Origin of the sequence: Infirmifilum sp. NZ, from assembly GCF_022693705.1 — an archaeon.
Classification (GTDB): Archaea; Thermoproteota; Thermoprotei; order Thermofilales; family Thermofilaceae; genus Thermofilum.
In genome coordinates this window covers 26,447-40,294 of sequence record NZ_CP094288.1, presented here as the reverse complement: position 1 = coordinate 40,294, position 13,848 = coordinate 26,447, and the positions used below count along the sequence as shown (strand labels likewise).

The 13,848-nt window shown below is 62.1% G+C and carries 12 protein-coding genes; 6 read left to right on the top strand and 6 right to left on the bottom strand.

Annotated features, from left to right (window positions below; translation table 11 throughout):
• Positions 1 to 41: 41 nt before the first annotated feature.
• The 6 genes from MOV14_RS00230 (at position 42) to MOV14_RS00205 (ending at position 7,257) form a co-directional block, all read left to right on the top strand.
• The gene (locus MOV14_RS00230; protein ID WP_318537215.1) at positions 42 to 1,328 is read left to right on the top strand and encodes a hypothetical protein; all 1,287 of its coding nucleotides are present in this window, start codon (positions 42 to 44) and stop codon (positions 1,326 to 1,328) included.
• Positions 1,325 to 2,764 (top strand): acyl-CoA reductase, encoded by a 1,440-nt coding sequence (locus MOV14_RS00225; RefSeq protein WP_318537214.1) that lies wholly within the window; start codon positions 1,325 to 1,327, stop codon positions 2,762 to 2,764. The genes MOV14_RS00230 and MOV14_RS00225 overlap by 4 nt, the downstream gene beginning before the upstream one ends.
• The gene (locus tag MOV14_RS00220; protein ID WP_318537213.1) at positions 2,761 to 3,756 is read left to right on the top strand and encodes an NAD-dependent epimerase/dehydratase family protein; all 996 of its coding nucleotides are present in this window, start codon (positions 2,761 to 2,763) and stop codon (positions 3,754 to 3,756) included. Before MOV14_RS00225 ends, MOV14_RS00220 begins: the two co-directional genes overlap by 4 nt.
• 94 nt (positions 3,757 to 3,850) lie before the next feature.
• Positions 3,851 to 4,189: a CidA/LrgA family protein gene (locus MOV14_RS00215; RefSeq protein ID WP_318538162.1), complete on the top strand. Its 339-nt coding sequence runs from the start codon at positions 3,851 to 3,853 to the stop codon at positions 4,187 to 4,189.
• Positions 4,176 to 5,633 (top strand): transposase, encoded by a 1,458-nt coding sequence (locus tag MOV14_RS00210; protein ID WP_318537212.1) that lies wholly within the window; start codon positions 4,176 to 4,178, stop codon positions 5,631 to 5,633. The genes MOV14_RS00215 and MOV14_RS00210 overlap by 14 nt, the downstream gene beginning before the upstream one ends.
• A gap of 316 nt (positions 5,634 to 5,949) precedes the next feature.
• On the top strand, positions 5,950 to 7,257 hold the full coding sequence (locus MOV14_RS00205) for an ATP-binding protein (RefSeq protein ID WP_318537211.1): 1,308 nt from the start codon (positions 5,950 to 5,952) through the stop codon (positions 7,255 to 7,257).
• Here the strand turns inward: MOV14_RS00205 and MOV14_RS00200 are convergent.
• From MOV14_RS00200 to MOV14_RS00180, 6 genes are all read right to left on the bottom strand, one after another.
• Entirely contained in the window at positions 7,254 to 9,938 is a 2,685-nt protein-coding gene (locus MOV14_RS00200; protein WP_318537210.1) for a cation-translocating P-type ATPase, read from the bottom strand. The genes MOV14_RS00205 and MOV14_RS00200 overlap by 4 nt on opposite strands.
• Positions 9,939 to 10,059: 121 nt before the next feature.
• Positions 10,060 to 11,421 (bottom strand): rhomboid family intramembrane serine protease, encoded by a 1,362-nt coding sequence (locus MOV14_RS00195; RefSeq protein WP_318537209.1) that lies wholly within the window; start codon positions 11,419 to 11,421, stop codon positions 10,060 to 10,062.
• A 195-nt stretch (positions 11,422 to 11,616) separates the two neighbouring features.
• Positions 11,617 to 12,621 carry a hypothetical protein gene (locus MOV14_RS00190; RefSeq protein WP_318537208.1) on the bottom strand — a complete coding sequence of 335 codons (1,005 nt, stop codon included), beginning with the start codon at positions 12,619 to 12,621 and terminating at the stop codon, positions 11,617 to 11,619.
• A gap of 38 nt (positions 12,622 to 12,659) precedes the next feature.
• Positions 12,660 to 12,794: a hypothetical protein gene (locus MOV14_RS09910; protein ID WP_326403745.1), complete on the bottom strand. Its 135-nt coding sequence runs from the start codon at positions 12,792 to 12,794 to the stop codon at positions 12,660 to 12,662.
• A 350-nt stretch (positions 12,795 to 13,144) separates the two neighbouring features.
• On the bottom strand, positions 13,145 to 13,465 hold the full coding sequence (locus tag MOV14_RS00185; protein WP_318537207.1) for a hypothetical protein: 321 nt from the start codon (positions 13,463 to 13,465) through the stop codon (positions 13,145 to 13,147).
• Entirely contained in the window at positions 13,375 to 13,821 is a 447-nt protein-coding gene (locus MOV14_RS00180; protein ID WP_318537206.1) for a hypothetical protein, read from the bottom strand. Before MOV14_RS00180 ends, MOV14_RS00185 begins: the two co-directional genes overlap by 91 nt.
• Positions 13,822 to 13,848 lie beyond the last annotated feature (27 nt).

Genomic DNA, 13,848 nt, shown 5'->3' with positions numbered 1-13,848 from the left:
AAAACAAAACTTAATTGAACGTAACGCATGATAAAGGCACTATGGAGTCTCTACCCTCCTATGAGGAGATTAAGGCGCGGGCCGAGCAGAGCAGGTTGCTGAAAGACCCTCACGTTAAACGCCTCTTGGAGCTCTCGCAGGACAGGTCCCTCTTCGAGAAGAGCCCCGACTACCTGGCTAAGCTCCGCAGGGACCTCCTCAGAAGCTCCCTCGACTTCTTCGCAAGGCACAGCGAGTTCTACGAGAAGCTCTTCCAGTCGCAGGGCATAGAACCCAGCGCAGCCGAAACCGAGGACCTAGCCAAGCTGGCGGTTCCCTCAGACCTCCTGAGGGGCGACGGCTTCAAGACTTTTCTCATACCCGACCACGACCCGGGCGGCTTCACCTTCCGCTCGAGCGGGACGAGCGGCAAGGAGCCGGTGAGGATCTACAGGAGCCCCCTGGAGCTGCTGATGATGACCGTCGCGAACGCCAACCTGTTCGAGTACGTGTACGGGAGGGAGCTCGAGCGCGGGAAGGGTCTAGCCCTCTTCCTGGCCGCTGAGGAGCTGAAAAACCACCTCAACTTCGTCGCCTTCGTGGACCTGGCGCTCCAGTACAAAGGCATACGGCTCCTCTACGGCATGGACCTCGTCGGCGACCAGGGCTCAGGCCCGATGTGGAAGAGGCTCGTCCCGAACACGAAGAGGATCCTGGAGTTCGTGAAGAGCAGGGACGAGCCCAAGCTGTTCTTCTCAGCGCCGGCCGGCGTGCACCTCCTAACTCAGCAGTTCGCCTCCATGAGCCTAGCTAAGCGCCTAGTCTCGAAGATCCTCGCCGGCGCCCCTCCAGTCGACCTGGGGAGGGGCGGGGTCGTCGTTACGGGGGGAGGCTCGAAGGGCTTCCAGGTGCCCGACTACGACGCCATCGTCAGGGAGGCCAGGAAGGTCTTCAAGGCCCGCCACCCGGACACCGGGGATGAGGTTGAGGTGCCGTTCATGGACGTCCTGGGAATGACCGAGACGCTAACGGCCCTGCTCGACAAGCACGGCGTCATGCACAAGATCCCTCACCCGTTGCAGGAGGTGCTGCTCCTTGACCCCAAGACCTACAAGCCCATGCAGGAGGACGGCAAGGAGGGCCTGCTACTCATCTTCGACCCTATGGCAACCTCCTGGCTAGAGGTCTTCATACCCGGCGACGTTGTGAAGCAGGTGCCCTCGGAGCGCTACTACGGCAGGGAGTTCGTGTACGTCCGGCGGCTTACCGAGGAGGAGGGCTGGAGCCTCCAGCGCGCCTGCGGCGGGACGCTGGAGGAGCTCATCTACAGGGGTGCTAGGGTCGGATGAGCGACCACCTAATACCCCTATACCCCTCCCTGACTCCCGCGAGCCTCGAAGCCGTGGAGCACGCGGGGACCAAGATCTACGAGCCCAAGCTGGAGTGGCTCCGATCCCTCCTGGAGGGCGCGGCCAGCCTGCAGTCCCAGCTCGCCGACACCCCCCTTGAGAAGAGGCTCAGGAGCATAGAGGAGGCGGGCAGGGTCTGGCGCGAGAAGCTGGACGCGGGCAACCTCGGCTGGGTGAAGGAGGAGCTGGTCAAGGCCACCGGCTACAGTCCGCCCCTAGTGGAGATGGAGCTGGAGTTCGTCCTTGAGGTGCTCAACGCCGAGAACATAAGGAGGATGCTCGACCACTCCATCATCGGCGGCGCAGCGAGCCTCGAGGCCCCCGTCGGGGTCGCCCCAGGCGAGTACGTCAGGACTCTGCCCGCAGGCCCCGCGCTTATAATAGGCTCGGGGAACTCCCTGATACCACCGCTCATCCCAGCGACAGCCTCGCTCGCCGTCGGGAACTTCACCATCCTGCGACCCTCGCTGGCGAACTTCAGGGCCGTGGCGGAGGCCCTCGCCGGTCTACTAGGCCTGCCTGAGGACAACCCCCTGAGGCGCGCCATCCTCGTGGCGTACTTCCCGCACGAGAGCAAAACCCTCAAGGCGCTCCTGGAGCAGGCCCCCCTCGGCGTCGTCAACTACTGGGGTGGAGAGCCCGGCAGGACCCTCATCTCGAGGACTGTCGCCGCCAACCCCAACAGGCCCAGGTTCGTCCAAAACGGCCCCATGACCGGCTTCGCCGTGGTAGACGGGGAGAGCGCGTCGAGGGAGGTGGCGGAGAAGCTCGCCCTCGAGGTGGTTCTCTACGAGCAGCAGCTCTGCAGCAGCCCGACGCAGGCGGCCTTCATCGGCACCCCCAAGGAAGCGCGGGAGTTCGCCGCGATGCTCGCCGACGCCCTCGACAGGGTCGGGGCTGAGTACCCGATGCACCTCGACAGCATACCCTACCCCCTCTTCGTCCTCCGCAGGACGCTCGAGCTCGCCGGGGCGAGGGTGCTGGCCAGCGACAACCCCAAGAACCCCTGGACCCTCGTCCTCGCGGAGGGCTCGTCCGCGCTCGGCAGGGTGCCGCGGAGCTCTCTAATCCCGCTGTACGTCAGGAGGCGCTTCCTCGAGATCGTAGCCGTGGACAACATGGAGCAGGCGCTCAGGCTCATCGCGAGCCTTCCCGGGAACCCCGCCTACGCAGGCGTGGACAGGGTTCAGACGCTCGCCGTCGCCGTGAGCAGGGAGAGGCTCGATTGGGTCCTCAGGAACCTCTACAGGCTGGGCGTCTACCGCGTCGTGCCCCTCGGGGAGAGCTACCTCCGCACCCCAGCTGAGCCGTACGACGGCTCCTACCTCCCCACGGCTTTCACGTACACGGCCTACGTGAGGGTGAGGGGCCCGTGAAAGTGCTCGTCACCGGGGCTAGCGGCTTCCTCGGCGGCCACCTCGTGGAGGAGCTCGTCAGGAGGGGCTACAGCGTCAGGGCCCTCGTGAGGAAGACCAGCAGGACCGACCTCCTCAGGGAGCTCGGCGTCGAGCTGGCTTTCGGCGACATAACCCAGCCGGAGACCCTCGGCCCCGCGGTCAAGGGCGTCGACGCCGTGGTGCACCTAGCGGCCTACTACACCTTCTTCGGCAAGAAGGAGCTCTACGAGCTCGTGAACGTCAGGGGCACCGAGTGGGTGGCAAGGGCTTCGCTGAAGGCGGGGGTTAGGCGGTTCATATACTGCAGCAGCACCGAGGCGATAGGCCCCGTCAAGAACCCGCCCGCCGACGAGAGCACACCCCCCAACCCCCAGTTCGAGTACGGCAGGTCGAAGCTCAGAGCCGAGAACGTCGTCAAGGGCCTCGAGCGGGAGGGCCTGCAGTACACGATCATCAGGCCGTCAGGCATATACGGCCCGAGGAACGTGGACGACGTCGCCTACTGGTTCATAACCAGCTACGCGAACGGGGGCCTAGCCAGCCTCGTGAAGGTCGGCTCAGGCAACAACCTCGTGCAGTTCGCCCACGTGAAGGACGTGGTCCAGGGCTTCCTCCTAGCCCTCGAGAAGGACGCCGCCGCGGGCAACACCTACATCATCAGCGAGGACAGGTGGTACACCTACAACGAGGTCTACAGCATACTCCACGAGCTAACCGGCAGAGGGCCCCCCAGGCTGAGCCTACCCCCCTGGGCCGCCAAGGCGCTGCTACTCCCCCTCGAGCTCTACGACACCCTAACCCGGGAGGGCAACATCATGCACCGCAGAGCCCTAGTCGACTCCGTCACCGTCGACAGGGCCTACAGCGTCAAAAAGGCGAAGAGGGAGCTCGGCTACTCACCGCGCTACACGCTGAAGACCGGCCTCCAGGAGACCATCCAGTGGTATAGAGAGAACGGCTACGTGAAGTGAGTCCCCGCCCCGGCTAAGGCTTCACGCGCTTTTTACTCTCACACGTTATTACGCCAGCCTTAACGCCCGAGCCCGAAAGTGTAAACTGGTGGACATGTACAAGGGCCTAGCCCTGATATTCGGCTTCTACTTCCTCGGCGAGCTCACCAGCGGCCTCCTCAAGCTGCCCATCCCAGGGAGCGTCCTCGGCATGCTCTACCTCACGCTTGCGTTGCTCTCCGGCCTGGTGAAGCTTGAGGACGTCGAGGACGTGGCGGAGTTCCTGGTCAGGAACATGAGCGTCATGTTCATACCGCCGGGCGTAGGCGTCATCGCCTACTGGAGCCTCGTCCAGTCCCAGCTCCTCCCACTCTCCCTCGCGCTCGCCCTCAGCTTCGCCGCAACCCTCGTAACAACAGGCAAGCTCATCGATCTGCTCGGTGGGGAGGAGTGACCGCGCTAGGAGCCTTCCTTACGCTCGCAACCTACAACGGCTGTACGTGAGGCTTTCGAGCGCAGTCAGGCAGGCCTGCAGGGACCTTGAAAAGAAGTACGGCGACGCGTTCAGGAGGGGGCCTGAGAAGTTCAGCGAGGAGTTGATCGAGGAGGCTTCGAGGCTGGCTGGGCTGCCTAAGGGCCTGCTCTACTACGCGGGAGAGTGGTGCAAGATGCTCGCTGAGGCGAGGAGGAAGTCTAAGAGGCGTAGCAGGTACACCCCACCGCCGGTGCCGTTGCTCGTAAGGGTGGTCAGCAACGGCGAGAGGCTTCACGGCAAAGGCGACGCCCTTGCGGTGCTCGACGTCTCGAGAAACGAGCTACGCGTCCCCAGTGCAGGCGTCGCGGTGAGGCTGAAGCCATCATTAACCAGAGCGGTGCTCGAGGACGTCGAGCGCTTTCCCGATTTCAAGCTGACGCTGCAGCTCACAAGCAGGGGCAGGCTGAGGCTAGTGGCGCGCCGCGTGGTCAAGCCGGCTTGGTGGGGCGGTGACGGCAAGCTGGCTGTCATAGCGGTGGACGTGAACAGCTCTCACGGTCTCTACCTCCTTGCCTTCGCGTTCGACGGCGAGGTGAGGCTGGTTGTTCAGCGCGTGTTTAAGTTGCCCAACACGATGCTACTGCGGCTCCTCGCGGCGCTGATGCACAGCTACTCCAAGGTTAAGTGCTGGAGTAAAGCCGTAGAGAGGTTCAGGGAGAGGAGGGACGTCAGGGGGCTGCAGAGAGAGGGGAGGGGCTACGCTGTGGAGGAGGCCTTGAGGCTCGCTGAGAAGCTCAGGGCGAAGATAAACATCACGCCGGAAAGGGCTGAGAGAATTGCGGGGCAGGCATTGAGGAAGGTGAGGAAGCTCAACGACGACTGGATTCGTAGCGTGCTCAGAGAGCTGAGAACGTTGATAAGAAAGCTGCGGGATCAGGGCTACACCGTCGTCATTGTAGTGGACGTGCCCCGGGCCGAGTCCCTCAGAGGCTCGCAGCTGCAGAGGACACTGCTCAGGGTGGCGGAGAGGCTGGAGAACCTCGCCTTCTACGAGGGAGCGAGGTGGTTCAAGCTTGACAATAACATCAGTGGGAAGCGGTGCCCCCTCTGCGGGAGAGAGGGGGTGGAGGTTCAGAGAAGATACTACAAGTGCAAGCGCTGCGGCCTAGTCTACGGCAGGGACTGGACAGCGGCCTTCAACGCGACCAAGCTCTTCCTGAAGGTTTGCAAAGCAACAAAACAGCTCGAAGCCCTAAGCCAGTGGCTCCAGAGCCACCCACGAGCACTGGTGCACGGCTCGCGGAGCTTCCCGAAGCAAACGGAGAGAAAGGCCCCAGCACCAGTTCCCGCCCCGGCGGAGAGCCGTCTGGCGGGTGCCGCGCGCGGCGCGAGGAGGGGATGTGCCCGCGGCAACGCGGGCTAAAAGGCCGCCTAGCACGGCGGCCCGCCCCGAAATGGGCGACCCATGACACCCCGCAAGGGGGCCCTCCAGACCAATGAGGGGGGCAGATGACGCCAGGCGCGGCCTGAGCCTGACGTCGGCGAAAGTGTGCCCCATGAGCCCCACAGGCTTCAGCGCTCAGGCTACTAATAATGTTTTGACGCGCTCCGGCCCCGCACGTTAGCGGAAAGGCCTCGGCTCAGCCCCACCCAGCCTCCGAGGCCAGCGACCACACATGTTCTTGGAATCCTGGATTCCAAGAGTTTATATAGGTGTTGGAATTGAGAATTCCAAGAGTATGGAGGAGTTTAACCCGTGGTGGAGGGGGGCCGGAAAGCTGGACGAGGACTACGATATCCGAAGGTGGGTGGAGAGCCCGGTCAGGTGGGTCCCGCCGCTGCTCCACGAGATTATGGGCGCGTTGAAGCCTTTCTCGCTGCACTTCCTCTTCGGCCCGAGGCAGGTCGGGAAGACGACGCTCCTGAAGCTTCTCGTAAGGGAGCTCCTCGGGAGGGGGTGGGATCCGAGGGCGATCTTCTACTACAGCTGCGACATGCTGGGGGATTACCGGGAGCTCGAGGAGGTGCTCAGGGGGTACTTGAGGCTCAGGTCCAGCTGGGGGGTGAGGAGCTCCGTCATCCTGCTGGACGAGGTGACGTACCCGAGGGAGTGGTTCAGGGCTGTCAAGAGCCTGATCGACCGCGGGTTGCTTTCAAGCGACGTGGTTGTGGCGACGGGCTCGCTCTCGATGGTCGCGAGGAGGGAGCTCGAGGCCTTCCCGGGGAGAAGGGGCCTCGGGAGGGACTTCCTCTTGACGCCTCTGAGCTTCCGCGACTTCGTCGGGGTCGCGAGGAGCGACGTCCCAGTGACCTCTAGCCCCAGCGACCTTCTAGGCTGGCTCGGCGTCCTGGAGGAGCTGCTTGAGAGGTACCTCGAGTGCGGGGGCTTCCCAAGGAGCGTCGTCTCGTGCCTGTCCAAGGGTGTTGTCGACACGGGTTTCGAGCGAGACCTGCTGAACTCCATTGTTTTCGACTTGAACAGGCTCAGGCGAAGCGAGGTCTTCGCGAAGAGGGTTGCGAGGGCGATCGTGGAGAAGGCGCCGAATGCCTTCAGCTTAAACAGTGTCGCGAGGGAGTACGGCCTCAGGTCGCACAAGGTGGTTTTGTCGTACATCGACCTCTTTGAGAAGCTGTTCCTCGCGCGCAGCCTCCTCTACGTGGATGTCTCACGGCTCGTCGAGGACGTCAGGAAGGAGCGGAAAGTCCACTTCGTCGACCCCCTCCTCTACCGCGTGGTGTCGAGGTGGGCCGGTGTGCGGCAGCCTGAAGAAGGCGCGGTTCTCGAGGCTGTTGTGGCTGAGCACATCGCCAGGGCGTACAGGGTTGGCTATTGGCGCGACGGGTTCGAGGTCGACATCGTGGTCCCCGAGCTGGGTGTGGGGTTCGAGGTGAAGTCCAGAGACTCCGAGCGCCTCAGGAGAGTGGGGAGAGTAGCCGTCTACACCGCTGCGCTGCAGGCCTCGGGGCCGGGTACCATCCCACTGCCGCTGTTGCTCCTCTACTACGACAGGCTGGGAGACCTCCTCGGGTTATCGCCGGACAGCTAGAGGCCAGCCTTCCTGAGGGCGTAGTTTACCGCGATGACCGCGGCCGGTATGTAGGCCAGGTTCAGCCAGTCCTGTAGCCCCAGGGGGTAGGTCTGGAATACGAGCTGGAGGGGAGGGGCGTAGACTATCGCGACCAGCACGAGGAGCTGGGCCAGGAGGCTGAGGAGGATCCACCTGTCCTTGAGGAGGCCCGGCTCGAGGGGGAAGCCCTTCCTCTTCCTCGAGGCGACGAGGTTGCCCATCTGGGCGAGCACGATCCCGGCGAAGGTCATCGTCACGCCTTTGAGGTACACGGGGCTCTCCGGGTCCAGGCTGAGGCGCGGCGACCAGCCTCCCTGCCGCCAGGCCTGGAGGCAACCTTGGAGCGCGAGCGTTGCCGCGACGAGCCCGACCGCTAGGGACCTGAGGAGCACTCTCTTGTCGAAAAGCCTCTCGGTCTTGCTCCGCGGCGGCTCCTCCATTACGCCCTCCTCGGGCGGCTCCCTGCTCAGGGCGACGGATGGGAGGACGTCGATGCCGAGGTCTATGGCGAGCACCTGGGTGACGGTGAGGGGGAGGGGTATCCTGGCTGTTATGAAGGCCAGGAATGGGAGGAGCTCTGCCCAGTTGTGGGCGAAGACGTAGGTTACGAACTTCTTTATGTTGTCGAATATCGCTCTCCCGGCCTCGATGCCTTTCACGATCGAGGCGAAGCTGTCGTCCAGCAGGATGACGTCCGCGACCTCCCTGGCCACGTCTGTACCGGTGACGCCCATCGCGACGCCCACGTCGGCCTCCTTGAGCGAGGGCGCGTCGTTGACGCCGTCGCCTATCATAGCCACCACCTCGCCGTTCTTCTTCAACACCCTCAGCACCCTGAGCTTCTGCTCCGGCGTGAGGCGCGAGAACACGACCTCCTCCTCCCGCAGTATCCTCGCCAGCTCCTCTTCGCTCATGCTCTCAAGGTCGACGCCCCTGATCACCCGGGCGTTCTCCCCCACGATGCCAGCCTTCACCGCGATGGACATAGCCGTGGGGCCGTAGTCGCCGGTCAGTATCACTATCTTGATCCCTCCCCTCTTGGCCTTAGCGACGAACTCGGGGACCTCGGGCCTCAGGGGGTCTGCTATGCCTATGAGCCCCAGGAACACGAGGTTCGAGTCCTCCTCCGTGTTCGAGCCGAAAGCCACGCCTATAACGCGCAAGCCAGCTTCCCCGTACTCGCGTATCTTCTCCTCAACCCTGGCCTTCAGCGGCCCGTCGAGGGGCCTGACCCCTCCGTCCACGAGGATGTGCGTTGAGGAGTTCAGGACCCCCCTGGGTGCCCCCTTGAGGAACAGGTATGTTGCGCCTCCTTTCTCGTACACGCTGTACATCGTCTTCTTGACGGGGTCCAGCGGCTTCCGGTACTTCAGCTTGTACTCTTCCAGGAGCATGTCCCTGTCGACCCCGTACTTCAGCGCCGCGACAATTATCGCCCCGTCGGTCGGGTCGCCTATCACGCGCCAGGGCTCACCCTCCCTCTGCGGAGGCTGGAGGTGGGAGTTGGAGGAGAGGGCGGCTGCCTCGAGGAGCTTCTGGAGCGCGGAGTCGCTCCTGTCGGCCCTTGAGCCGTTTAGGAGGAACTCCCCTACGGGCTCGTACCCGTTGCCGGTGACCTCGTAGTCCCTGTCGTAGACCCAAACCCTGGAGACGACCATCTCCCCCTTGGTTATCGTCCCCGTCTTGTCCGTCCCGATAACCGTCACGCTGCCCAGGGTTTGGACCGCCGAGAGCCTCTTCACGAGGACGTTCCTCCGGGCCATGTCGAGAACCGCGAGCGCGAGGGCCATCGACACCGTGATCTGCAGGCCCTCGGGGACCAGGGAGGTCATGACGCCGATCATGAAGAGCATGCTGTCGTAGACGGGCTGGTGCAGGAGCAAGAGGCTCGCCGCGAAGAAGGCAAGGCCGACAACCATCGCCACCGCGAAGGTGTACCTCGCAAGGGACGCGATCTCGCGCTCGAGGGGGCTTTCCTCCTCCTCGACCTCCTCCGCGAGCTTGACGATGTCGCCGAACATCGTCCTGGGTCCCGTGGCGAAGACCACGGCCTTCCCGCTACCCCTGACCACGGTTGTCCCTGCCAGTATCACGTTGGGCATCTCGAGGTAGGACGAGTACTCCTCCTCCAGGCCGTCGACGTACTTCGGCTGGGGCGCAGCCTCGCCCGTGAGGGGTATGTTGCTCACCCAGAGGTCGTGGGCCTCCAGCAGGACCGCGTCCGCCGGCACGCGGTCCCCCTCCTCGACCAGTATCACGTCGCCCGGCACAATCTCGCTGACGTGCACTAGTGCTGGCTCCCCGTCCCTGAGGACCTTCGCGTAGGCGGGCACCCAGGCTTTGAGCTTCTCGAGGGCCTTCTCGGCGCGCCACTCCTGGAGCGTGTTGAGGAGGGAGTTGAGCAGAGTTAGCGCGAGGATGGCGAAGCCGAGCTGGGATGAGCCTATTATGAAGGATAAGATAGCCGCGATTATGAGGAGCAGGGAGAGAGGGTCCGTTAAGTGCTTAAGGAACCTTTTAAGGCTCCTCCACCTCCTCCTCTCCGCGAGGAGCAGGTTTGGGCCGTACTGCGAGAGCCTCCTCTTGGCTTCCTCCCAGGAGAGCCCAGCTGGGGAGGAGCCCAGCGTGGCAAGGACTTGCTCTGGTAGCAGTGGCTTCAACGACCCCCACCGGAAGTACCCTCAGCCGCATGACGCGAGGAGTTCTTATGTGCTTTACTCTCGAACCCGAAAATTAAGTAAAGCGTTTGTTAAAAAGCTTTAAAACGCCGGCCCAGTTGATTTAAGGAAATGCAGCCTCTCCCAGGATCTCGTACTTCTCCGCCTGCCAGACGACGGCGATCGATGCGAGGGATCCGAGCAGGGATAGGAGCGCTAGCTGGGAGATAGGTATTCCTTCGAAGCCCTCCATGCTCGCAGAGGTCGTGACAAGGAAGCTGTAGGTCAAAACCTGGCCCTTGGTGCACGCGCCCGTGAGAGGGTCGCAGCGCAGGACCTCCGTTGTCACGGTCCCGGCCCCTGAATCAAGCAAGCCGTACTTGTCGAACGTGAGGGAGCCGTTGATGCTTATCTTAACGGGTATCCCCTGGACGCTCCTGGTGGTGGCGAGCTTCACCGTCACGCTCTGCCCCTGGTACGCCTTGCTGTACACGAGGCCCGCAGCGTTCAGCCTGTTGAAGACGACTCTGACGCTATCTGTTGAGATGGGGCTGTAGTCCAGCTTCCCGCCGTTCAGTTGCACGATGACGCTCTCGTTGTCGTAGACGCCCGTGCAGGCCGAGGTGCACTCCATCACGCTGAAGTCCAGGATCTTGTTGACACCGCCGGCCGAGGCCCCAGCGTAAGCCGAGTAGACGGCTCCGGCCGCCGTGAGGGCGATGAGGAGCACAATGATGGCCTTAGCGGCTCCGCCGAGCCCTGGCTTGACGAAGAAGACGTTGTAGAAGAAGCGCCTCATGGACGCGTAGACTCTGAGCAAGCCCAGCCTCTCGCGATTTACGACGAGCGGGAGTAGGGCGATGCCCCCTATGAAGCCGCCCGCGTGGGCGAACACCGCGACGCCGAGGCTCGCGCCCAGGTAGCCCTGAAGGATCTGGGTGGCGAACCAGAATATTATGTACGCTGCGGCGCGGGTGGTAAAGCACAGGGGTATGAAGAAGTAGAAGAAGCACATGGTGAGCCTCGTGCCTGGGAAGAGGAGCAGGTACGCGCCCAAAACGCCGCTTATTGCCCCGCTGGCCCCGAGCGCGGGGACGAAGGCGGAGGAGGCCCCCTCGATGGGTATGTACGCGGTGTGGAAAACCGTGGCGAAGACGCCGCTGAGAAAGTAGAGCGCCAGGTAGCGCTTGGATCCCAGAGCAGCCTCGACCTGCCTCCCGAAGGCGTACAGGTACAGCATGTTGAAGAATATGTGCGCCAGGTTCGCGTGAAGGAACATGCTGGTGAAAACCCTGTAGAGCTGGCTGGGCTTCATGATGAAGGCGGGGACAAAGGCGAGCGACTGAACCCACTGGTCCTCCACGGCGAGGAACCCGTTGCCCACAGATGTCGCGAGGTAAACGAGCGTGTTGATGGCGACGAGCGCTATCGTGGCCAAAGGCCTGCGGCTCTCAAGCTCCTCGTACCTGGGGTAAGCGATACCCATCTAAGCTCGTGAACCCATCCTCGCAGGCCACTATTATACTTTAGTATCCACACCGCTACGGAAAAACCCAGCTCCAGCCTCCCTCCTGACCCTAGTGGCTACAACGGGCTCAAAGCAGGGATGCTAGAACCGTTGCGTGCCCAAAAACAAAACGAAGTTGCCTGAACCCAAAGCTAAAAATAGGAATTGGGAGAGCTACTGGCTCTGCGCTTTGACCGGGATCTTCTCCTCGACCCAGCGCCAGCGCTTGGTCTCTGGGTCTAGTAGCTTCCAAAGCCTGGGAACATCCGTGTATAGGTCTAGTTTCATGTACATTGTTAGGGGCTCGACGACGTACGTCTGTGGGATTTCGACGAGGAGTGGGTGGTATGCGCATAGCGGCTGGCCTAGGTAGAGTGCTTTGCCTTGGCCGATGATGGACATCCCTAGCCTGGGTAGTAGCGCCAGCGCTCTGGCTACCTTCTCGGCTTCTTTGCCTTTCATGTAGTATGCGGTGAATGGGAGCTCTTCGTGGCTTGTGTACTTGAAGTATGTGTTGTACCTCCAGCCTGGCTGGATGTGGACGCGGTAGTGGTAGCTGAGCACCTGCTTCGACGGAGCCTCAACCTTCTCCCCCTCCGCGAGCAGCCTGTTGTATATCTCGGTGGGCCTCGCGAACGGGCCTAGCAGCAACTTCCCCCACAGCAACACCAAATCGATCTGGTCCAGCATCGGGAGGGGCCTGAGGTTGGTCCTGGGGGGTATGAGCTCGTGGGCCCTGTCCACCAGGGAGTCGAAGTCCCTCGGCGCTATGGATTCCAGCTCCGGGTGTGGTAGCCAGGCTACGTAGTCTGTTGAGGCGAACCACTCGAGCACGTGAGCCTCCTCGGAAAGGCTCCTGATGTAGTCCTCTGCGAGGGGCCTGGGGAGGTACGCGAAGACGCCAATCTTCCTGCCTTCGAGGGAGTTGAAGAGCCTGACGCCCGTGGTGCCGAATGGAAGCCTCTCGGGGACCTTGTCTACGAAGGCCACTAACTTCGTCAGGTTGTAGAAGCTGTCGTCGGTTATCACCCTGAAGGAGCCATCCTTCGAGAGCTCTTTTACAACGCGCCTCACAGCCGTGTGAGACACCTTAGCGTTCCTGGCTAGCTCGCGCAGAGTCCTAGAGTGGGGAAGCGCGTAAAGTAGCCTCTTAACGTCAACCCTAACAACCATTCCCATCAGCCAAAAAACAAAAGAAAAACCAGTATTTAAAACTTTCACTTCGGAATCGGAAACGGGTCGTTCTTCGGGTCGGCAACACCCAAAGTGGCTGCGAGCACAAGTGAGATTAGCAGGGCAAGTACTGCGGGGGTCTTCAGCTGCTCAAGGAACACTCTCAGCCATGCCTTCATGGTTATCGAGCACTAGGTCCGGGCTCGCAGGATAATCTTTTTTACTTTGTATCATTTAATGCCGAATTTTATTTCCATTTTTTAATCATCCTCCGCTTGGAGTTGTACTTTTACCGGAGAATCCGTGAAGGAGATAATGTTCCTCAAATGAATGGAGTTAATTTAATTAAACTAAAGCGGAAGATTGGATACTTAGGCGGCCTTTGAAACGAGCTATCCTTATCCAGCTCCCAGTGCTTAATGGCTTTAGGTTTATTTTAGCTTTTTGCTAACGATGCAATGTTGCCAAAATACGTAAAGCCTTTGATCGCGAAATCAGCAGGCTATGCCTTGAGGCGTGTCGTTTCGGGCTAGAGGTCGGCTTTGCTCCGCTCGAGGAGCTCCCACAGGTCCCGGGCCTTGGCGCCTCTGCGCTCCTCCAGCCACCTCAGGTACGCTTCGTCCAGGTTCCTGGACCTCACGACGTAGTTGAAGAGGTAGTCGACGTACTCCTGCACCGCCTCCCGCGTCAGGGGCTCTGAGCCGAGGGTCTCGCTGGGAGGGTAGGGGAGGCCCCAGACCTCCCTGCTCTCAAACCCCTCTATCGGCGTTGATGAGACAACGGCGTCGTAGAGGCCTGGGTCGAGGCTCGGCCTGCCCTCCAGGAGCCTCCTCCACTCCTCGAGATCCACCTCGCCCCTGACCCGGGCCCTGAAGGCCAGAACGGCAAGGTCGCCCCCCTCTTCACCTGCTCCGAGTGGCTGGCCCCGTAGCACTTGACCCTCGCCTCCGCGAGGGGGAGGGCCCTGATGAGCGGCTCCTCGGTCCAGAGCCAGCTCCTGTAGAAGTCGCCGTAGATGTCTCGTAGCGCGAGCTTGAGCCTGGGCCAGTCGATCAGCCCCTTCGCGTAGAGGTTCAGCGGCTTCTCAGCCTCGCGCGGGTAGGGTAGCGCGACGAGGGGCTTCTCCCCGGCTAGCTCGCCGCTGAGCACGCTGGCCAGCTTGAGCCTAGCTAGCCTGAGCCTTGGGGCTAGGAGGGCCACGGGCATACCGCTCTTCTTTCTATAAGCTTAAGC

What these genes read in the sequence shown, in the direction of transcription:
- MOV14_RS00230 (WP_318537215.1), top strand. Translation starts at nt 42, where the DNA reads ATGGAGTCTCTACCCTCCTATGAGGAGATTAAGGCGCGGGCCGAGCAG.
- MOV14_RS00225 (WP_318537214.1), top strand. Translation starts at nt 1,325, where the DNA reads ATGAGCGACCACCTAATACCCCTATACCCCTCCCTGACTCCCGCGAGC.
- MOV14_RS00215 (WP_318538162.1), top strand. Translation starts at nt 3,851, where the DNA reads ATGTACAAGGGCCTAGCCCTGATATTCGGCTTCTACTTCCTCGGCGAG.
- MOV14_RS00205 (WP_318537211.1), top strand. Translation starts at nt 5,950, where the DNA reads ATGGAGGAGTTTAACCCGTGGTGGAGGGGGGCCGGAAAGCTGGACGAG.
- MOV14_RS00195 (WP_318537209.1), bottom strand. Translation starts at nt 11,421, where the DNA reads ATGGGTATCGCTTACCCCAGGTACGAGGAGCTTGAGAGCCGCAGGCCT.
- MOV14_RS00190 (WP_318537208.1), bottom strand. Translation starts at nt 12,621, where the DNA reads ATGGGAATGGTTGTTAGGGTTGACGTTAAGAGGCTACTTTACGCGCTT.
- MOV14_RS09910 (WP_326403745.1), bottom strand. Translation starts at nt 12,794, where the DNA reads ATGAAGGCATGGCTGAGAGTGTTCCTTGAGCAGCTGAAGACCCCCGCA.
- MOV14_RS00180 (WP_318537206.1), bottom strand. Translation starts at nt 13,821, where the DNA reads ATGCCCGTGGCCCTCCTAGCCCCAAGGCTCAGGCTAGCTAGGCTCAAG.